This is a genomic window from Kutzneria buriramensis, assembly GCF_003387475.1.
GTDB classification, from domain to species: Bacteria; Actinomycetota; Actinomycetes; order Mycobacteriales; family Pseudonocardiaceae; genus Kutzneria; species Kutzneria buriramensis.
The window spans coordinates 21235-42069 of the sequence record NZ_QUNO01000035.1 but is presented as its reverse complement, the minus strand read 5'-3'; the positions used below and the strand labels follow the sequence as shown (position 1 = coordinate 42069).

Genomic DNA, 20835 nt, shown 5'->3' with positions numbered 1-20835 from the left:
GCTAGACTGCGGTTTAGCCCCCATGACAGGAGCGGAGCAGGCTGTGACAGACGTAGAGCGCGTGGCAGCGGTCGCGGACCCTGCCGAGCGTGCGCAGTTGGTTGGAACGCTGATCGACGAGCATCAGGCTGTGATTGCCGAGCTGTCGCGACTGCGACGAGAAGCGCTCGAACAGCTGCAAGCCGGAGGCATGACACAGACGCAGATGGCTGCGCTACTGGACATGTCCAAGGGGCGGATCTCTCAGCTACTCACAGCCGGCCTGCGGCCAGAACGGGCCTTCTACGGTAACGGGAATCTCACTGTCGCCATTGGTGCAAAACGCGAGCCGAACCGCAACGATCCCAGCGATGTTCTTTCGGCCGAGTCATTCGCGTCGTTCGAGCTACTCGGGCAGTCCGCCCGGCGGACCGGGCTTGACGCGACATACGAGGTTGTGCCAGCTCCCGGCAATGTCGATCTGAACAGGTCCAACCTAATCGTCCTAACCAACCCTCGACTGCTGCCCTTTCTGGCGCAGGTCATGGGCGCGGACCCTCACATCCGGTACCTCTCCGACGATAAAGGCTGGTATCTCGTCGATCTCACAGAAGGCAAGGAGTATCGTTCGCCGCGAGACCTTGGCGAGAGCGCCGACTACGGTTATGTGGGACGTCTGCCCCGTCCAGACGGCAAGGGAACCTTCCTGTATCTCGCAGGGCTACATGCACCGGGAACGTTGGGTGCCGCGCAATTTGTAACCCAGAACCTTGCAGAGCTGCACCGGGAAATCAAAGCTCGCCGGTTCTCAACCATCGTGCGCTACGAGTTCGAAGCGGGCGACCAGCTGAAGATGCGCAGTGTCGATCGTGTCGCTCCTATTTACCGCCACGAGGGGTGACCAATGCTAATCCAGCTTGCAACCAAACCTGGCTCAGTCAATGCCGATAATGAGGATTGTGCCGCATGCAACCCGCGCGCAATGGTTGTACTCGACGGCTTGACAGCTCGAACCGACACGGGATGCGCGCACGGCGTCGCGTGGTTTGCGGAGAGGCTCGCGACGTCCATACTAGATCACTCTCACCTCGACCCGACCGAGGCTTTGCGTGCGGGTATTCTGCACACCGCAGGACTACATGCTAGATCGTGCGACCTAACCAACCCTGCAACGCCTTGTGCAGCCGTAGGAATCGTAAAGATCGACGGCGACCGTCTTCGGTACCTGGCCCTAGGTGACGTCACCATCGTAATTGACAGCGGCACGAATCAGCTCGCGATTAGCGACCTTCGCGTAAACAAGACCGCCCTGGCTGAACGCGCGGAAGCAGACGCACTACCGGCCGATTCTAGCGACAAGGCCGCAGCGCTGATCAAAATGAAGCGGGCAGAGATAGCCGCCAGAAACACACCCGGCGGCTACTGGATCGCCGCCGCCGACCCCAGTGCCGCAGATGAGGCAATAACCGGCGAGATGCCACTTTTCGCTGTTCGAAGAGTTGCAGTCCTAACCGACGGCGCCGCGCGAGCCGTGGACCCGTTCAGCCTATACAGCTGGCGTGGGGCGCTTGACGTTCTGACAAATGATGGGCCGCGCGAGCTTATCTCACAGGTGCGGGCCGCCGAAGAATCAGACCCGCTGGGTAAACTTTGGCCTCGCAATAAGATATCGGATGACGCAACGGTGATCTTTCTTGATCGCACCTAATTTCACTAACGCCGCGGACGGTCAGGCGGACCGCCTTGGTCAGTACTCCACTTATGCTGTGCGTCTCTAGACAGGGTGTCGCACCTGCTGCCTGCGTGCTTAGCGGCTTACTCGCCACGGAGAGATCGCACGTGAGCGAGGCTGGTTCGGCTGATCACTGTGCTGGGGTGTTCCGGACCCAACACCCGAATGCGCGCTTCCAAAACGGCGCGGTGCTCTCGCTCGGCCTCCTCCAACCGCCCGAGGTCCCGGAGCACGGCGGCGAGGTTGTTGCGGCTGGTCAGCGTGCCCGGATGCTCCGGACCCAACACCCGAATGCGCGCTTCCAAAACGGCGCGGTGCTCTCGCTCGGCCTCCTCCAACCGCCCGAGGTCCTGGAGCACGAGGGCGAGGTTGTTGCGGCTGGTCAGCGTCTCCGGATGTTCCGGACCCGACACCCGAATGCGCGCTTCCAAAACGGCGCGGTGCTCTCGCTCGGCCTCCTCCAACCGCCCGAGGTCCTGGAGCACGCTGGCGAGGTTGTTGCGGCTGATCAGCGTGTCCGGATGCTCCGGACCCAACACCCGAGTGGAGATCTCAAGTTCGGCGCGGTGCTCTCGCTCGGCCTCCTCCAACCGCCCGAGGTCCTGGAGCACGAGGGCGAGGTTGTTGCGGCTGATCAGCGTGCCCGGATGTTCCGGACCCGACACCCGAATGCGCGCTTCCAAAACGGCGCGGCTCTCTCGCTCGGCCTCCTCCAACCGCCCAAGGGCCCGGAGCACGAGGGCGAGGTTGTTGCGGCTGATCAGCGTGTCCGGATGCTCCGGACCCAACACCCGAGTGGAGATCTCAAGTTCGGCGCGGCCCTCTCGCTCGGCCTCCTCCAACCGCCCGAGGTCCTGGAGCACGAGGGCGAGGTTGTTGCGGCTGATCAGCGTGCCCGGATGTTCCGGACCCGACACCCGAATGCTCGCTTCCAAAACGGCGCGGCTCTCTCGCTCGGCCTCCTCCAACCGCCCAAGGGCCCGGAGCACGCTGGCGAGGTTGTTGCGGCTGATCAGCGTGTCCGGATGCTCGGAGCCATTGTCGGCGCTGTTCTGTTGAACCGCTGCCGACAATGCATCAGCGGCAACCTCGTAATAACCCTGTTCGCGGGCCGTCGAGCCGATAGTTTGCGCCGTGGAGCCGTCGGCGTAGTCCACGGCGGCGCGGAGCACCGACGCCGGGACAAACGTGTCGGGTGTGCTTTCGCGTTGGGTCAGGTCGACCAGGTAGTCGAAGACGTCGTAGCCGGCCTTGGCGGACCCGGTCATCAGCGCGGTGGTGGCGCGGCGCGGGCGCAGCGCCCATTCCCACGCGGCCTCCATGCTCTCTGGCCGTAGCCGGTCTCCGCCGTCTCGTTGGAGGTACGTGTCGGTCAATTCCTCCAGCAGCCGGCCGGGCAACGGCGGCACCAGGCCCGCACGACGGACGTCCACCGCCGCCGCGACCAGCGCGGCGCCCCGCGGGTGAGTGCCGGGTTCCCAACCGTTGCGCCAGGACCGAACCAGTTCGGGACCAGCCGCCAGGTACTCGGCCAGTCCGTAGTCCCCGCTGTGCCGCAAGGCGTCGGCGATCCGCAGGTCCCAGGCGCGATCCTCAGCGCTGGCTCGCTCGGCGGTGGACAACCGCCGCGGGACCCGGACCTCTTCGTCAGCCGACGCCAATACCGCACGGGCGGCCCGGAACGTCTGCCGGGCAGCGTCATCGCCGGCGACATCGGTGAATCGGTCGTATTCCACGGCGCGGATGGTGGCAACCACCACCCGATGTCCCTTGCCGGTGCGCAGTCGGGCCAGCATTTCCGAGGTGAGGCCGTCGGCGCCGAGGTAGTGCTCCAGGTCGTTGAGCCACACGACGCAGTTGCTGGTCTGGGTCGCGCGGTCCACCGCCACCCGCACCGCGGCCGCGTTCGTCGGGGCTATCAGGACGTGGTCGGGCACAGTGGCCGCGATCGCCTCGTACGCGGTGCGGGATTTGCCTGCGGTGGAGTCGCCGACCAGCAGCACGAATCCGCCGCGCGCGATCCGGCGCCGCACCGTCTCGTCCACGTCGCGCGGCACGTAGGCCGGCGCGGTCTCCGTGACGGGATCTGCTCCGTCGGAGTCGGACAGGCGAGCGGCGGGGTGCACGCCGAGTTGGCGTGGATCCCGGATCTGGCGCACGGTCGGCAACTCGCCCCGGGCGGTGACCAGACAGCCGTTGAGCACGGCCAGGTCGTTGTCGTCTCGGCGCTTTGAGATCTGCTGCATGCGTTCGGTCAGCGGCTTGGCGAACACCCCCAACACCACCGCAGCGCCAGCAGTGAGCCCTGTCCACCACGTGTCTTTGATCCCCGCCGCGGCCAGCGCGCCGGGCACGGCGACCATCGCGGTGACAGTGAGCAGGGCGAACACCGTCCAGCCTCGCCGGCTCCACCTCTGCACCCGCATCACGGCTCCCTCGTGGTCCCGCCTCGACATCGGCAGGTCACGCAGTGTCGCAACCTGCCAGACGAATCGAAGTCGCGAAACAGGGCGTAATCACCCGAATGTACGCGTCGCCAGATCCCCGTCGGCGGCACCGGGAGGACTCACCGTCCAACCGGTGTTGATCGCGACCAGCGGTGCACCCGGCTGACCGGGGCGCGGCAACTCGGCGAGGGCGGTCAGCGCCTCCGCCACGGTGCCCTCAAACGTCCACGTCGGCTCCCCGCCCGCCATCGCGCGGACGGCGTGCGCGTCGGAGGGGCCGAAGATCCACAAGCATTCCATCCACAGCGGGGTCAGCGACCGATAGCCGCACAGCCCGCACTCGGCGAGGTCGCCCGCGCCGTCGCCGCGCTGCCACGACCAGCCGTCCAAGTGGCGAAGGTCGTCCAGCTCGGGCCACAGCGCGACGGCGACGTCGAGGACGTTCACGCGCCCGCTCCCTTGGGAAGCCCGGTGGACACAGCGGCCGGGGAGCCCGCCGTGTCCACCGGAGCTTGGAGCCGGCCGTCCCGAGCGAGAGCGCGCGGGCCCGGGACGACCGGAGTCGAAGTGTTCGGATGTAGGAGTCGGCCCAGCCACGACGGGCGGCGGTGCCGGTGCGGATCGAGGCGCTGTTCCAGGCCACGAAGCGACTCTCGGGCCGCGAGGAACGCGGTGCACCGGGCGCAGCGCGGGCCGGGCGGGGTCTCCATGCTCGCGAGCATGATCACCGCGCCGCACATTGCTTCCGGCTCCGGGCGGTTCGCCGCGAACTCCTCATCCGAGACGGCGTGATCCACGCGGTCCGTGGACGTCATCCACGCCGTGAACAGCTTTTGCTCCCCGGTCATGGAGAAACCATCGGGCCGTCGCGCACGACGCCGAGATGTCACCGCAGGGATCAACCGTGGTCACGGTGGGTCAGATCAGCGTGACCACCCCGGCACCTCGCGCGGGCTGCCCCCGGCCGTCAAGATGTTGACATGCCCGAGCCGAACCGCCTGCTCCGCGCGCGCCGGGAGGCCAAACCCTCCCGGACGACCCCTGGCCAGGGCATGAGCCGTCAGGAGCTGGTGAAGGCCGTTGTGGCGTGGCTGTGGGACACCACGAACACCCGGTACGACCTCGATCCGCGGCTTCTGGCCAAGTGGGAGAACGGCACCGTGAAGTGGCCCGCCGCGCACTACCGGGCGGCGCTCCGCGCCGTGCTCGGGGCCAGCACGGACGCCGAACTCGGCTTCGCCCCCTCCGGGCAACTCGTGCCCACGACATCCGGGAGGCTTGGCCCCGTCGTCGATGTGGAGCCGTGGCGGCTGACCGACGCCCTGACCCGCTCCGCCATCTCCGGCGCCGCACTCGACCACATGGAACACGCCGTGCTGGGCTACGCCGCCCGCTACCCGACGACGCCGCCCGACGAGCTCCTCCCGCTGGTGTCCGGTCAGCTCCACCGCCTCCGCGAAGCTCTCGACCAGCCCCAGCACCTCCGGGAACGTCGCCGGTCCGTCGTCCTGCTCGGTGTGCTCGCTGGCCTGTCCGGCGGGCTGTGGCTTGACCTTGGACGGCCCGGCGAGTCCGCGGACTACTTCGACATCGGGGAGCAGGCGGCGCAGGAAGCCGCCGACCCCGACCTTGCGGCGTGGGTGCTCGCCACCCGCTCCGTCGGCCCCTTCTACGCCGGACACCACGACCAGGCCGGGGAACTCCTGGCCCGCGCCGAAGACCTTGCCCGCGCCCGGTCCAGCTACCGGCGACAGGCGTGGATCGCGGCGTTGCACGCGCGCGCCGCCGCGATGGCCGGCGACCGTGAGGGCAGTCTGCGGGCGTTGGATCGCGCGCACTCCGCGCTGTCGAGCAACACGGACGCCGCGTCCGGCACCGATTTCTTCGACGGCCCACGGCTGGACGGCATCGCCGGCACTGTCTACCTGTCGCTGGGCGACACCGCCCACGCAGCGCCGCTGCTGGACGCCGCCCTCGACCGGCGTGCGCTGTCCGACGCGAAAGGGCGGGCGCTGATCACGCTCGACCTGGCCGAGTGCCGCCTCATCGAGAACGAGCCCGAGGAAGCGGCGCGGCTGACGGTCGGAGCGCTTCGGTCGGCCGCCGGCTCGCTGGTCGGGCCGATCCTCGACCGGGCCCGGGGACTGCACGCCCGGCTCGCTCCGTGGCGCAGCACGGGCGCGGTGACCGACCTCGACACGCATTTGAAGGAGCTTCCGCGTGGCTGACTCTTCCCGCTGGACCACCCACGGCACGCGCCGCGTGTACGCCTCGCCGTGGGTCAACGTGGACCTGGACGACGTCGAGGTGCCGGGCGGTCAGCGGTTCGAGCACCACGTGCTCCGGTTCCCGCGCGCCTCCGTCGGCGCCGTCGTGGTCGACGCGGACCGGGTGCTGTTGTTGTGGCGGCACCGGTTCGCCACCGACTTGTGGGGCTGGGAGATCCCCGCCGGCTGGTCCGACGACGGCGAAGACCCGGCGGATGCGGCGCGACGCGAGGTGTTGGAGGAGACCGGATACCGGGTGTCCACAGTGGAACCGCTGACCACGTATGCGCCGATGGCCGGGATCAGCTCACACCTGTACCGGGTGTTCGTCGCAACCGGCGCAACGCTCGTCGGGGAACCTGAAGCCGCCGAAGCGGACCGGGTCGAGTGGGTGCCGTTGGCGGAGGTGCCGAAGCTGATGACGGCGGGCCAGGTGCCGGACGGGCCGTCGGTGACGGCGCTGGCGTTCTACCTGGCGACGCGGTGACGGCCCATGTCAGAGGATGAGCCGGGTTTGTCGTTGGTGGCTCGGCGAAGTCGAACTCTGGATTCCGCGGCTCGCATCACCGCAGGTCAGAGGACCATGTGGTGCGCTCTCTGGTGCTACGGTGCCGGGCATGGCTGTGGAGCGTTCGGGGTGGCGGGAGCTTGCGGCTCGGTTGGTCGCGGACGCCTCCCTCATCGACAGCACGATGCAGGCGTCCGACGTGCCGGATCCGGCCGAGGCTGCCGAGGTTGCCGCGGCGGTCGCTGCCCTGACCACGGGGCTACGGCGGCTGTCGATCGGCGTTGGCCGCGCGTACGGTGGCCGGCTGCCCGACCCTGTGCTGGCCGGCTACCGCGAGGCCGTGAAGCACCTCGCCGATGCCGAGCCGAGCCTCACCCTGGTTGCCGGTGAGCTGCACCGGACGATGAGGGATCCGTGGAGCGACGCCCCGGTGAGCAACCCCGACCCCGATGCGTACTGACCACGGGCAATTCCGCGGTTCTCATCACTACAGCGGTCTTCGTTGACATCGCTACGTCCTGGCCGTGCAGAGGCAATAGCGTGGCCGTGCTCAGCCCGCGTCGACCACCGCGTTGCGAGGCAGCCCGAACTCGAGCAGCCGCCAGCGGTCGAGGATTTGACCGTGCAGCACCGACGCGGAGCCAGACCGCCGGCGGACCGTGTCGACGAAGTCGAGGCGTAGCGGTACGCCGAGGAACGCCAGCCCCCACTGGTGCCGGCGACGATCAGGTCGCCGTTGGCCACCCACGCCCCGGTCTGGACCCGGTCGTCGAGGTCGTACAGGAATCCCTCCACGTACGTGGCGCGGCGTTCCCGCGCTTGCGTGGCCACTCCGGAGATCCCGCCCACCAGCACCGGCGCCACAGTCGGCAGGTACCACCGCCCCGCGTCGATGACCACGTCCTCCATCGACCCGTACACCCACAGGGCGTCCTTGGCCTGTGCGCGGGTCGGCGCGGCCAAACGGTTGAGCTCGGCGAGCAGCAGCTCCTCAGCCGAAGTCAAGACATGGCCAGGCCGGTCAGGGGACATCGACATTCCTTCGGTACCAGTCGAACACGATCTCGGCCGCCGCCGGCGGCAGCAGGTCCACCTCGCCGAGACCGTTGCCAGGGCGGTGGGCAGTGACGACCTCGGCGGTGACGGCCACGAGCAAGTCGAAGTAGTCGGGCCGGCCGCCGAACGTGCTGGTGCTGCCGGTGGGGTCGTAGGTGATCGGGACGCCGGCCAACAGCAGCCGCTCGTACAGCTCGCCGGTGGGCCACCGGTCGAGTTCGGCCTCGTCGGCGTCGACCAGCACGGCGACGTCAACGCCGACCAGGAACCTCTCCCACACCACCTCCATGTTGTCCATCGTCGCTGCTCAACCGTGGTTCGCCAGTCGACACGATCGAGCGTTCACCCGCCGTCGTGAACCTTTCCACCGACGGTGATCAGCGAGAATGGGCCGCGGGCACGGTGATCGGGGAGGCGTTCGACATGGCGGCGACGGCGACGATGACGGCGGAGGACTTCGAGAAGGGCGCCCGCGACTTCTTCGTCCGCCACTGCGGCGACATCCCGCGCTACGAGAAGTACGGCACGATGATCGTCGCCTCGGTCGAGCTGGTGAAGGCCGTCGTGCAGCTGCTGACCGACGCCGGCGTCGAGGTTCAGCTGGCGGACCCGGTCCGGTCGGTGCCGGGGGAGGATCACCTCCAGTACGGGGCGCTGGCCGGCAACCACGCCGGGCGGCCGGTGGTCGTGCCGCTGGTCCCCGGCTTTCCGGAGGTGCGGGTGTTTGCGGCGGCCGAGGGCACCGCGGTCGGGGAGGTGGTGACCGTGGTGACGGTGCCGGCGGATCGAGTCGAGCGTGGCGGGTGGGTGCCGGCGGCCGCGATCGCCGAGCAGTTGCGGACCATCCTATCGACGGCGGCCTAACTACGGCCTCCGCTAAATCTGGAGCTATATATCCAAATCGTTGTCAAGGCCTTTCGTGGCGTAATCTTCGCCAGAGCTGATACGTGCGAGCTCCTCGCGGCCACGGGCCACCACATTGGTTGACAAGCGAAGCGCCTCTTGCGCTAACCCTTTATCGACACCGCGGCGAATACTCCACCAACGCGAACCACTTCGCCAAACCGGGACGGCGCCACTTTCATTCACAATAACAGCAGAGACTGGACGCGAAGGACTGGGGGTAACCAGTACAAGCTCGACTTCGTCCGCATTGTATAGACGGTTAGCGGCCTGCCGGAGAATCTTCACCGTGGAATAAGCTTGTCGAGTATCACTACCCGGGCCGATGTGCCCTACTATAAACTGCTTTTCACGATAAGAAACTAACCTAGCCTCCACTTCTGGACTATCCTCTAGCGCGAAGTCGAAAAACACCTTCGCGCCTTGGTCTTTCAGGAATGAAACATAGCCGTCAAGACTATTGCGACCTCCTTCGAATGGATCGAAAAGTTGAGAGTCCCGAAGGATTGCATCGCCACCAACCCTGAAAACGGTAGCCGCAGTGCGTTCGTCAATTAGCTCCACCTCGCGAATGGAGTTCGGTTCAACCTCAACCTTCAGAAGGCGTCGAATGTGATGAAGAAAGCTTTCGGGGCGAAGCATGTAGAGCGCCACACCAGCTTTCGACTTCATCTCATCGAAGAGTTCAACGCGCGGCCCTCGGGTCCGCCCGCCATCAATGCGCCACCAGTCTTCCTTAACGTCACCTGTTATAAAGAGGACATCAACTTGCCGCCTCTTTGCCTCCTCTAGCATTTCATGCCAAATTAAATAGTCTCCGATTGCCTCATCTACCGGCTTTTTGCTATCTTTGTACGCTGGCGGCTGCATGGCAGCTATTCGCCTCTCGGCCTCGCCCTTCGCATCATCTCTATCCTCCCGCGAAATGGGTGCACCTATGCGCCCGTGCAGGAGGCCTGACAGGTCACTAAGGACGGGGTCGCTATTCGTATCACTTACAGAATGCAACTCCTCGTTGCCATGGAACTGCAACGAGGTAATCAGACGGTCAACACTTGCACGGAATTCTTGTTTTAAACCGTCTTGCTTGGCCTCTTCCAAGGAGATTCGCTTAGCCCATTTGTCGATCTTCTCGCAAACGGCAACATAGGACTCGTTTGCATAATCGATTATATCTTGAGGCGATGCCGTCTTATCCCGCATCACCGAGTCTCTATTTCGCCAAAATTCAATTAGAACCTGATGTGGCACCCATAGTTGTTCCTTAACCGCACGAAGTGCAGTTATAAAGTCGTGGCGCGTCTGCTCCGCATATCGGTACAGATTGTGTATCGCGTTCGTGTCGAGGACAATCAAGCCGCTGTTAAATAAGTCTAGATACTTGTTGTCGTCGGCGGTCAGGTATGCCTCAAAGCCGTCAAACAGACCAAGGCGCGGGGGTGTATTGAGCTGTTTGCCTGCGCTGTTCTCCATGGCGACGCTATCTCCGAAGATGTGCACTTGACGACGACTAACGTAGGCCCGTCCAGGTTCGCGGCGAGGTTAGGCTAAGCTGACTCATCTGGCCTGCGCCGTTCTGGAGCTAGCGGCAGGTTATGCGCTGGCGCAGCGTTACCAACCCCCTTTCAGTGTAGGCCATTCGGGTGGTGTTGGCTGCAAATTATTGTCCAGGTAAACTCCTTGCGCTCTTGGCCAAGTCGTGGGGTGCCAGCCAACGGCCAGGTGGTTGCGTTCCTGGCGGCGTTTGTCTTGAGGTCGCGGCCGTTCGTTGAGCGCCGACGGGCGCCTCTAACCGCCTGATTGCGAACGCCAGTAGAGTCTGGTCATGGTGCAGAGACGAGGTCGGGTTGGTACGTCAATGACGACGGTCACCCGTGGCGCGGACCCATTGAAGAAGTACGAGCGTGCGGACGTGCCATGTGAGGTGGCAGGTTGCAAAGCTGGCCGTCGCGAACCGTGTCGGCAGCTTGTTCCCGTCGGGCCAGCGCGCAAGCCGTCTCGTCGGAACCCGCTCGGTGGATCGACCGTGCGAGTCAAGTACCTAGTCAAGCTGCATCCTTCGCGCGCCCGTGCGCAGGCAGCGTACGAAGCTGAGCGGAAATCGCGAAAGGCCACTCGTGGCGGCCAGAGTCAGTCGGACGTTGACTGACGGGTCCCGTGAGGCTGCGCTCCCGGGGACCAACGGCTTCGTCATGTCCACAGCCGGCTCGGCCAGACCGGTGCACTAACCCTAGGCGCCAGGACATCGATTCCGGCACCCGCCCAGGTTGCGGACCTTGTGGCCGAGGTGACGGTGCCGGCCGCGCAGGTCGAGCGCGACGGTTGGGTGCCGGCGGCAGTGATCAGCGAACAGCTCCAGGCCGTTCGGTCGTCGACGGCCTGATCTTGGCCTGGCCCGTCACGAGCAGGGGCGCCTGCCAGCGTTGTCGCCTGCGGGATGGTGCGCAGTCAACCGTGTACAACGACCATCAGGACGTGGAGTCAACCCATTGTCGCAACTCTACCCGAATGGTCGTCAGCGCATTGGCCATTTGGACACGAATCGAGTCCCAGGCCTCAGACCACCTTGGCGGCGCATCGTCGATACCAAGTTCCCGCAGTTTTGCCGTCAAGCCGCCACCTTCTGTTATGCCATGCTGAATAGCATTCCTGGCCTGTCGGATGCGACGTATGGTCCGAATCGCGTCAACTACGGCTGGCCGATGACGCTCTGGAAGCTTATTTAGTAGGCACTGCTCCAATTTGTCAAGGCTGCCCTTGTTGTCATTCTGTGAGCCGCCAACCGGGAGTAGTGACGAGTCAATCTTCAATCGATCAACAATGTCTGCCAGAGCGCTAAGACGCGTTTCGAATTCCGCACGATTTGCGCACCCCAAAGACAGCGCTGCCGAACCTGTTGCCGTACTCAGTGCGAGCAGGCGATTATTTCTGCCGAAGGCCAATCTCCATATTGCATCAAGCACGTCGAATGACTCCGCCAAACCTAGTGGAGATATCGACTCGGCGGCAGGCTGCTCAAGCTCAACTAGTCGCTGCCAGCAACTGTGACCTCCCGCGCGACATTGCTGAATTTCTCGCACCGCGGACATTCCTTGGTCGCATAGCGCTCCCACGACCTGCCGTTGATATAGCCCACCGGCCGCTACCGAGCCAATTTCTGGATGTAGCAGATGTGAACATATGTAATCCGTATGAGGAAGGGTGCACTCGCGACAAACGGCCCGCGAGGTTGGGGAACATCTGCGCCCTTCGATGGTATATATCGCCTTACCGTCATGCTGTGATGGTGCCATGCAGAAGAGGTCACGCCCACTCTTCCGTTGATATGTACACGTCTTCTCATTGGTGAGAGATAGCAGCTCGGAGGCGTCGCTTGCCGCAAGGTTCCAGACGTCAGTCTGGGGCTCGCCTTCTAGATCTTTGATCTCCAAACCGTGCATATGACGTTCAAGTCGGCGGACGCCATATCGTAGAAGCAGGCCCCGTAGAAATTGGTCGGCATCTGCAATGTCGACTAGTCGAGACTTGATCAGGTTGGCAGCGTATCCACTCAACTGTACCCAGGTCTGAAAGATCTTTCTATCGCCATATTCGGCTTTAAATGATGGAATGTACGGATACATGTCCGCGACGGGCAGGCCGGGATAGGAGGGCATGTGACCCGCGTAGCTGATCACCAGGTCCGACATGAGATCCCCTTTACCGGTGCTCCAGTTCGACGAACGGCCGGCTTCTGTCGCACCTCCGTCAAGCCAGCAGGTCAGTATACGGACAGTGTCAAGTTCCGGACAGGTGTCGGTCGGCTGCCTGGAAGCCCTCTAGCGGGCCGCCTGGTTCCAGTTAAGTTGGACGGTACCGGTGCAGTTCTGGTTGCATTCGCCTCGTTTCGGGGAAGATCACGACATCTACTCGTTGGGGGTTGACCAGGTAAAACAGTCTCGGCGATCGCCGGCGGTCGCCAAGTCACAGAGCTCGAAAGAGTGTGAGGGAAACCCTGAGACCGTCGAAGTAGCCGGACCCCAGGGCCCGAAGGTGGTCGATGTTTGAGGACGGAGCGCATGCAGACGATCCTGTCCGGCGCGGCCTGACAGTGTAGGTTTCGCTCCCAGGCCGGGCCAGCGCGCGGTCGTCGATCAGGCCCCGGGCCTGCGGCCTATCAGTGCCTGGGGTCGTTGAGGGTTGAGTTGAGCAGGCGTAGACACCTGCGCGGCCATGTAGCGCCGTGTGAATGGCCGTACCTGGCGAATGCATGCAGACGGTGTGGCAGGGGTACGTCGCTGCTGATCGGACGACGGTGGTGTGGCTGCGTATAGGTCAGCCGCGGCCTGACCGTTGCATCTGTCCTACCCATCTTCTCTGTCGAGGCGGTTGCGCCAGTAGGCGAGGTTGTTGCGGGTGGTCAGGGTGTGGGGGTGGTCGGGGCCTAGGACCCGCAGCCGGTCCGCGAGCAGTTCCTCGAATGCGGTGACGGCTCCGGCCGGGTCACCAGCCTGGCCGCGCCAGTGGGCGATGTTGTGGCGGGTGGTCAGGGTGGACGGGTGGTCCGGGCCCAGGACTCGCAGCTGGTCGGTGAGCAGCGCCTCGAACGCGGCGGCGCTCCAGGCCGGGTCACCAGCTTGGCCGCGCCAGTGGGCGAGGTTGTGGCGGGTGGTCAGGGTGTGGGGGTGGTCGGGGCCCAGGATCCGCAGCCGGTCGGTGAGCAGCTCCTCCAGCGCGGCGGTGGCCCCGGCCGGGTCACCAGCCTGGCCGCGCCCGCCGGCGATGTTGTGGCGGGTGATCAGGGTGTGGGGGTGGTCGGGGCCCAGGACCCGCAGCTCGTCGGTGAGCAGCTCCTCGAACGCGGCGGTGGCCCCGGCCAGGTCACCAGCTTCCCCGCGCCAGTAGGCGATTTCGTGACGGGTGGTCAGGGTGGACGGGTGGTCCGGGCCCAGGACTCGCAGCTGGTCGGTGAGCAGCGCCTCGAACGCGGCGGCGGCCCCGGCCGGGTCACCAGCTTGGCCGCGCCAGCGGGCGAGGTTGTGGCGGGTGGTCAGGGTGTGGGGGTGGTCGGAGCCTAGGATCCGCAGCCGGTCGGTGAGCAGCTCCTCCAGCGCGGCGGCGGCCCCGGCCGGGTCACCAGCCTGGCCGCGCGAACGGGCGATGTTGTGGCGGGTGGTCAGGGTGTCGGGGTGGTCGGAGCCCAGGACCCGCAGCCGGTCGGTGAGCAGCTCCTCCAACGCGGCAGCGGCCCCGGCCAGGTCACCAGCTTCCCCGCGCCAGTAGGCGATGCTGCTGCGCGTGGTCAGGGTGGACGGGTGGTCCGGGCCCAGGACTCGCAGCTGGTCGGTGAGCAGCGCCTCGAACGCGGTGGCAGCCCCGGCCGGGTCACCAGCTTGGCCGCGCCAGCGGGCGAGGTTGTGGCGGGTGGTCAGGGTGTCGGGGTGGTCAGGGCCGAGACAGCGGGTGGCGGTGGCATACAGCCGCTGGAAATAGTCCACAGCCTCGGCAACCAAACCCACCTCACCGAGGCTGTTCCCCGCACGAAACAGCACTTCGTGCCCGTCCGGTTCCCACATGCGATCACCTCCGGCCACGGCGACCGCATCCGTGTTCGCCCGCAGTACCTGTGCCAGCTGAGGGTCTCGCTCCACCTCCGGCCACACCTCCCACAGCGCATCGGCCGTGAGACGAACCAGAGCCGGCAGCGCTTCATCAGACTGGTTTTCCCGGGTGACCCGCTGCACCAAGCCGTGCACCCGCACCGCCCGCGCTGGCGAACGGGCGTCCAGGGTGATCAGGCTCAGCCGGTGCAGACACGCCAGCCCCTCCCGCGCCTGGTCTGCGCTGACCTCGCGACCCGTCCGCTCGGCCAGCAGCGAGAGCACGGCCGGGGCGGTGAACACCTCGACCGGGATGCCGTTGGGATCCAGCACACTGGCCACCTCCAGCACCACCCCCGCCAGCCCGATCGGGGGAAGGCGGTTGGCATGCTCGATCGACAGCGACCAGGTCGCGGCCACCGTCTGCTCGTGCTGGTCCGGCAGGCCCTCCGGATCGGGCAGCACCGACGCCAACGTGCGCTGCCGATCAGTCACCAACACCCGGTACTCCGCACAGGTCAGCGCCCGATCCAGCGTGTACGCGGCGGCCTGCGCCAACGCCACCGGCAACAACCCCAACTCCGCCGCCAACCTCGCGGCCCCGTCGATCAGGTGCGCCTGCCCAGCCAGCGCCTCCTCCAGGTAGGCCAGAGCCTCAGCCTCGCTGAACACGCCGACCTCGACCACGCGGCGGCGGTGCCCACGCAGCGCCGCGTCCCGACGCCGGGTGGTGACCACTACCCGCCCCGTCGGCGAGTGTGGCGGCCACCAGTCCCGCACATCCCGCGGGCTCTGCACGTCATCGAGCACCACCAGCCACCGGGCCGTACTACTGGCCAACCAGCCCAGCAGGCGTCGGGCACCTTGCTCGGGATCGGCGTCCTCGACCCCGGTCAGGTCGGCGGCCAGGCCGGCGTAACTGGACACGATCGCCTCACGCGAACCCGTCGTCACCCACACCAGCAGATCGATCTCGTGCGCGTCCCACTGGCGCTCGGCATAGTCCACCGCCAGCTGCGTCTTGCCGACCCCACCCAACCCCGACAGCACACTGGTCGTGGCCGGCCCGTCCGAAGTCAAGACGACGGCGTCGCCGTAGCCCAACGCGCCCTCGATCATCCGGGCGGCGTCCCGGTCCTGGAACGCCCCCGCCCGCAACGGCACGGTTCCCCACCGATACGGCAACGCCACCACCGGCCGCGACGTCTGGTGGTACTGGTGAACGCCGCCGTTGATGGTGTGGGCCTGCACCATCTGGTCCACGGGTGCCTGGCTCCCCATGTTGCCGACCAGGTGTGTCGGCCCGGCCTGCGGGGCTGGCGCCACGGGTAGGTGCGAAGCAGTGTTGTCAGCGGCGGCGGGGATGGTCTTGTGCATCTCCAGCACCTCGACCAGCGCGCGGTGGCGGTCCCGCCACACCTGCTCCGCAGACAGGTCCCTCAAGCCGCGCGGCAGGTTGCCGAACTGATCGGCACCGAGAGTGCGGCACGCCGTGACGAGGGCCCACACGACCTCCCACCGCGGCGCTCGGGTGAACTCACCGCGCAACACAGTGCTCAGCACGGACGTGGTCAGCACCGGCGAGCACTTGGCCAGGGCCGACAGCGACAGGCCGCCCGCGAGCGAGCGCACCTCGCGGAGTTGCTCAGCAAACCGCGCCCGCGGGTCTCCCTGCACGCCGCCGCATCCCTTCGCTGTCCCGACTCGGCCGGACTACGGAACCCGGAAACCTAGCCCGACCAGCCGCTTCACCGCCGACCATCCGGGGTCGGCCGGCACGAGTCCGCCCGAACGGCCCAACGAGGACCGTTGTCATCGGCAGGCCTGCCACCCCTATCCACCGGCTCTCTCGGAGGTCACCATGCCCCGCCGCAGAAAACATCGGAACACCCCGCAGCCCGTTATCCACGCCGTGCTCGGCGCCGTCCTGTCCGGACTCACCCGAGCCGTGGCCACCTGGCTGCTCGACCACCTCCACCTCTGACGGACGCACACCACCGCCGAGCAGGTCTCCGGGCTCGATCGCCGGCCGCGCGACAGCGAGTACAGCAGCGAAGTACAGCAACCGCAGCGACCGTGGGCGACCGTCACCGCCGGTCGGAAGCAATCGCATGCCCGTGCGTGACCTGCGGAAACGCGTCTGCCGTTAGTTCAGACCGAGAAGGTCACACTACGCATCGGCCGGCTGGGAGCTGATGACGTAGCAGCACATCAGTTGGACCTGCTACCTGGCAACCGCTTCTGCCAGTAGGCGATTTCGTGGCGGGTAGCCAGAATGGAGGGGTGGTCGGGGTCGAGGATCCGCAACTGGTCGGTGAGTAGCTGCTCGAACGCGGTGACGGCTCCGGCGGGGTCACCCGTCTCCCCGCGCCAGAAGGCGATGTTGTGACGGGTTCTCAGAGTGTCGGGGTGATCAGGGCCGAGGATCCGCACGCGGTCGGCGAGCAACTCCTCGAACGCGGCGACGGCTCCCGCAGGATCGCCAGCCTCCCCCTGCCAGTAGGCCATGTTGTGACGGGCCCTGAGGGTGGAGGGATGGTCGGGGCCGAGGATCCGCGCCCGGTCGGCGAGCAACTCCTCGAACGCGGCGACGGCTCCCGCAGGATCGCCCGAGTGCCCGCGCCAGTGGGCGATGTCGGCCCGGGTGGTTAGGGTGTCGGGGTGGTCGGGGCCGAGGATCTGCAGTCGGTCGGTGAGTAGCTGCTCGAACGCGGTGACGGCTCCCGCAGGGTCACCCGCCTCCCCGCGCCAGAAGGCGATGTTGTGACGGGTTCTCAGAGTGTCGGGGTGGTCGGGGCCGAGGATCTGCAGTCGGTCGGTGAGTAGCTGCTCGAACGCGGTGACGGCTCCCGCAGGGTCACCCGCCTCCGCACGCCAGTAGGCGATTGCGTGGCGGGTGGTCAGGATGGAGGGGTGGTCGGGGCCGAGGATCCGCAACTGGTCGGTGAGTAGCTGCTCGAACGCGGTGACGGCTCCCGCAGGGTCACCCGCCTCCGCACGCCAGTAGGCGATTGCGTGGCGGGTGGTCAGGATGGAGGGGTGGTCGGGGCCGAGGATCCGCACGCGGTCGGTGAGCAACTCCTCGAACGCGGCGACAGCTCCCGCAGGGTCACCCGCCTCCCCGCGCCAGTAGGCGATGCTATGGCGGGCTCTCAGAGTGTCGGGGTGATCAGGGCCGAGGATCCGCACGCGGTCGGTGAGCAACTCCTCGAACGCGGCGACAGCTCCCGCAGGGTCACCCGCCTCCCCGCGCCAGTAGGCGATATTGCGGCGGACTCTCAAGGTAGCAGGGTGGTCGGGCCCGAGACGACGGGTGGATGTGGCCCGAAGTCGCTGGAAATAGTCCACGGCCTCGGCAGCCAATCCACTCTCGCCGAGGCTGTGCCCGGCACGAAACAGAACTAGGTGCCCGTCTGGTTCCCACAGATGGTCACCACCGGCTGTAGCGACCGCGTCCGTGTTGGCCCGTAGCGCATGTGTCAGCTGGGTATCCCGTTCCACGTCCGGCCATGCCTGGAGGAGCGCGTCCGCCGCGACACGCGCCAGTATCGACAGCCGATCCTCAGTAATGCTGTCCCGGGTGGCGCGCTGCACCAACGCGTGCACTTGTACAGCCCGCGAAGGCGAGCGCGGATCCAGGGTGATCAGACTTAGCCGGTGCAGACATCCCAACCCGTCCCGCGCGTCCTCCTCGCTCACCACGCGCCCGGCCCGGTCGGTCAGCAGCTGTTGCACGGTGGTGGTGCCGAACACCTCGGCGGGTATTCCGTTGGCGTCCAGCAGGCTGGCCAGCTCCAGCATCGGGCCCGCCACTCCTACGGGCGTGAGCTGGTTGGCGTGCTCGACCGATAGCGACCACGTCGCGGCCACCGTCTTCTGGTGCTGATCGGGCAGTCCCTCCACGTCGGGCAGCAGCGAGGACAACTGGCGCTGTCGATCGGCCAGCCGGGCCCGGTAGTCAGTACACGACAGGCCCCGGTCCAGCAGGTAGGCGGCAGCCTGGGCCAACGCCAACGGCAGATATCCCAGCTCGCGCGCCAACTCCGCGGCACCATTGAGTAGATGGGGCTGATCGGCGAGGGCGGCGTGCAGGTAGGCGTGCGCTTCGGTCGGGGTGAACACCCCGATCTCGATCAGCTGGCGGCGGTGTCCGTGCAGGGCGGCATCACGACGACGGGTCGTCACCACCACGCGGCCGGTCGGCGTGGTCGGCGGCCATAGTCCACTCAGATCGCGGGGGCTCTGGAGGTCATCGAGGACCACCAGCCAGCGCACTGACGCGCCGGCCAGCCACTCCAGGAGCCGTTGCGCACCGAGCACGGGCTCGGGGTCCTCCACCCCGGTCAGGTCTGCGGCCAGGCGGTCGTAGCTGGACACGATCGCCTCACGGGAGTCCGCCGTGACCCACACCAGCAGTTCGACTTCATGGGCAGACCAGAGACGTTCCGCGTAGTCCACAGCCAATTGGGTCTTGCCCACCCCGCCCAGCCCGGACAACACACTGGTCGACGGCGACCCGTCAGAGGTCAAAACCACGGTATCTCCGCGGTCTAGCATCCCCGCCACCAGCTGAGCGGCGCCGCGATCTTGAAACGATGCGGCCCGCAGCGGCGTGATCCCGGCCCGATACGGCAGGTCCACCGCCGGCCGCGCCGACTGGTAGTAGTGCACGCCGCCGTGGATTGTGCCGGCTTGGACCCCGTAGTTGTCGCCGTGCACGACGTTGGTCACCTGGCTGGGTGGAGGATCGGACCCGTTGGTCACGGCCTGAGTATCCTGCCACGCCTGCCGGCCCGTGCCCGATACCGATGGGACACCCCGAATGGCCGCCCGCCGCCTCTGTCCCACTCCCAGACAGCGCAGCAGCACGCCGCAGTCGGTAGCACGGAACATCCACGGAATGCGGAGTGGCTCCGCAGATGCGGAACGCCTGAAGCGCCAGTTCAATGCTCTGTCAGTCGCACAGCAAGAGTTGCACCACAGAACTGCGGCGGACGCAGTGCTAGCCAGGCCATCTGCAGGCCGTGGAGGGTCGATAGACGACGAGAAACGTGGCTGATCAACAACTGTGTCCGCCGCAGGTCAGGGGCAGCATTGGAGCCTGGACCTGGGTGACAGCAAGATCTTCACCATCTCGGGGAAGTGAACCAATCCACGACGGAGCCCAACGCGTCGGCCGGCGCCGTGGTGCCCAAACCGGTAGCTGGGCGAACCTGCTATCGAGCTCCACGCTGGGACACCAACGGGACGGATCGACTGACGCCGGCCGTTCGAACTGCGACTATCGCGATCAGGCGGGACGGCTGGGACATGCCCGGTACCGTTCACACCGAAGAGGTCACTGGTTCGATCCCAGTATCGCCCACAGCGTGTTTTCGCTGATCAGACGGCCTGTCGATGATCTTCATCGGCGGGCCGTTTCTGACTTTTGGGAGCAAATTGGGAGCACGGTCTCCTGACCACAAGCCCCGATCCGAAGAGGTCACGCCGCTTCTGGCTCCACAGCGGGACTTTCCCGCCACGCCCAGCCGCCGTCCTGCTCCCACCGCTGTTGGAGGGCCTCGAGCATGTCCTCGATCATCTGCTCGGTGATGTGCGAGTAGATGTCGTCGACGTCTTTCCGCTTGTGCCCGAACCGAACCAGCCGCAGGATGCGCGGCACCCGGTCCTCGATCAACCACGTCTCGTGGGTGTGTCGCAGGTCATGGAAGTGCATCTCCTCGTTGAGCGGTGACCATCCCTTCTCCTTGTCCCCGGCCAGTGCGGGCAGCCAGGCCCGGCGGCGGAAGTTGGACCGCCGGTGCAGCCCGCCGTTGACCCCGGTGAAGACGAACTGGGAGTCGGGGTTGCGTTGCCGGTGTGCCTTCAGCGCGTCGGCCAGGAATGGCGGCAGATGCACCGTGCGGACACTGGCCGGGGTCTTGGGCGGGCCGAGTTCCAGCCTGCCCTTCACTTCGTGCAGCGCGCCGACCTTCGGGTCGACGTCGATGTGCGGCGTGTCGTCGTCGAGGTAGGTGCGGATCCACTGCAACCCGGCGATCTCGCCCCACCGCAGCCCGGTGTAGGCGGCGGTGATCGTCATCAAGCCGTTGTCGGGGGCCATGCGCCCGGCCAGTGCGTCGACTTCATCGGTGGTGGCGTGCGGGCGCTCCGGCCGATCGTCGAAATTGATGCGGAGCTTCCGGCACGGGTTCGCGCCGATCAACCCCTCGTCCACGGCTTCCCCGAGAATCATCGAGAACAACACGAGGATGTCCTGGGCGCTCTTGTCGGCCATATTCTCGCGGAGCGTCTTGTTCACCCACCCCTTCACCGCGATCCGTTGAACGTCTCCTACGGCGGTGCCGGACCAGCGGGGCAGGAT

At 66.3% G+C, this 20835-nt stretch carries 16 protein-coding genes; 7 read left to right on the top strand and 9 right to left on the bottom strand.

Annotation, left to right across the window (positions count from 1 at the left end; all coding sequences use genetic code 11):
• Positions 1–43 precede the first annotated feature (43 nt).
• Positions 44–880 carry a sigma-70 family RNA polymerase sigma factor gene (locus tag BCF44_RS52245; protein ID WP_211353665.1) on the top strand — a complete coding sequence of 279 codons (837 nt, stop codon included), beginning with the start codon at positions 44–46 and terminating at the stop codon, positions 878–880.
• A 3-nt stretch (positions 881–883) separates the two neighbouring features.
• Positions 884–1687, top strand: coding sequence for a hypothetical protein (locus BCF44_RS52240; RefSeq protein WP_116182076.1), 804 nt, complete (start codon positions 884–886; stop codon positions 1685–1687).
• Positions 1688–1794: 107 nt separating this feature from the next.
• Here BCF44_RS52240 and BCF44_RS52235 read toward each other — a convergent pair whose 3' ends face one another.
• From BCF44_RS52235 to BCF44_RS52225, 3 genes are all read right to left on the bottom strand, one after another.
• Positions 1795–4137, bottom strand: a complete 2343-nt coding sequence (locus BCF44_RS52235) for a tetratricopeptide repeat protein (RefSeq protein ID WP_147329027.1) — start codon at positions 4135–4137, stop codon at positions 1795–1797.
• Between the two features lie 90 nt (positions 4138–4227).
• The gene (locus BCF44_RS52230; RefSeq protein ID WP_116182074.1) at positions 4228–4605 is read right to left on the bottom strand and encodes a hypothetical protein; all 378 of its coding nucleotides are present in this window, start codon (positions 4603–4605) and stop codon (positions 4228–4230) included.
• On the bottom strand, positions 4602–5006 hold the full coding sequence (locus BCF44_RS52225; RefSeq protein WP_116182073.1) for a hypothetical protein: 405 nt from the start codon (positions 5004–5006) through the stop codon (positions 4602–4604). Before BCF44_RS52225 ends, BCF44_RS52230 begins: the two co-directional genes overlap by 4 nt.
• A 132-nt stretch (positions 5007–5138) precedes the next feature.
• Between BCF44_RS52225 and BCF44_RS52220 the strand changes: the two genes are divergently transcribed.
• The 3 genes from BCF44_RS52220 (at position 5139) to BCF44_RS52210 (ending at position 7393) form a co-directional block, all read left to right on the top strand.
• Positions 5139–6386: an NsdA family TPR-like regulatory protein gene (locus BCF44_RS52220; RefSeq protein WP_147329026.1), complete on the top strand. Its 1248-nt coding sequence runs from the start codon at positions 5139–5141 to the stop codon at positions 6384–6386.
• Complete coding sequence (locus BCF44_RS52215; protein ID WP_116182071.1) at positions 6379–6912, top strand: NUDIX hydrolase; 534 nt, start codon at positions 6379–6381, stop codon at positions 6910–6912. The genes BCF44_RS52220 and BCF44_RS52215 overlap by 8 nt, the downstream gene beginning before the upstream one ends.
• A gap of 130 nt (positions 6913–7042) precedes the next feature.
• A complete protein-coding gene (locus tag BCF44_RS52210) occupies positions 7043–7393 on the top strand; it encodes a hypothetical protein (RefSeq protein WP_147329025.1) in 351 nt (116 codons plus the stop codon).
• 90 nt (positions 7394–7483) lie between these two features.
• Here BCF44_RS52210 and BCF44_RS52205 read toward each other — a convergent pair whose 3' ends face one another.
• Positions 7484–7681: a hypothetical protein gene (locus BCF44_RS52205; RefSeq protein WP_116182069.1), complete on the bottom strand. Its 198-nt coding sequence runs from the start codon at positions 7679–7681 to the stop codon at positions 7484–7486.
• 273 nt (positions 7682–7954) lie between these two features.
• On the bottom strand, positions 7955–8287 hold the full coding sequence (locus tag BCF44_RS52200; RefSeq protein ID WP_116182068.1) for a hypothetical protein: 333 nt from the start codon (positions 8285–8287) through the stop codon (positions 7955–7957).
• Between the two features lie 56 nt (positions 8288–8343).
• Here BCF44_RS52200 and BCF44_RS52195 point away from each other — a divergent pair, with 56 nt between their 5' ends.
• Positions 8344–8853, top strand: a complete 510-nt coding sequence (locus BCF44_RS52195; RefSeq protein ID WP_116182067.1) for a hypothetical protein — start codon at positions 8344–8346, stop codon at positions 8851–8853.
• A gap of 24 nt (positions 8854–8877) precedes the next feature.
• Here the strand turns inward: BCF44_RS52195 and BCF44_RS55090 are convergent, their stop codons facing one another.
• Both BCF44_RS55090 and fxsT read right to left on the bottom strand, forming a co-directional pair.
• Positions 8878–10365, bottom strand: a complete 1488-nt coding sequence (locus BCF44_RS55090) for a PIN-like domain-containing protein (RefSeq protein ID WP_170218232.1) — start codon at positions 10363–10365, stop codon at positions 8878–8880.
• 2870 nt (positions 10366–13235) lie between these two features.
• Positions 13236–16148 carry an FxSxx-COOH system tetratricopeptide repeat protein gene (gene fxsT, locus BCF44_RS52190; protein ID WP_211353664.1) on the bottom strand — a complete coding sequence of 971 codons (2913 nt, stop codon included), beginning with the start codon at positions 16146–16148 and terminating at the stop codon, positions 13236–13238.
• A gap of 184 nt (positions 16149–16332) precedes the next feature.
• Between fxsT and BCF44_RS58890 the strand changes: the two genes are divergently transcribed.
• Complete coding sequence (locus BCF44_RS58890; protein ID WP_281283273.1) at positions 16333–16455, top strand: hypothetical protein; 123 nt, start codon at positions 16333–16335, stop codon at positions 16453–16455.
• 227 nt (positions 16456–16682) lie between these two features.
• Here the strand turns inward: BCF44_RS58890 and BCF44_RS52185 are convergent, their stop codons facing one another.
• Positions 16683–19235, bottom strand: a complete 2553-nt coding sequence (locus tag BCF44_RS52185; RefSeq protein WP_211353663.1) for a tetratricopeptide repeat protein — start codon at positions 19233–19235, stop codon at positions 16683–16685.
• A 718-nt stretch (positions 19236–19953) separates the two neighbouring features.
• Positions 19954–20772 (bottom strand): tyrosine-type recombinase/integrase, encoded by an 819-nt coding sequence (locus BCF44_RS56330; RefSeq protein WP_170218231.1) that lies wholly within the window; start codon positions 20770–20772, stop codon positions 19954–19956.
• Positions 20773–20835: the final 63 nt, after the last annotated feature.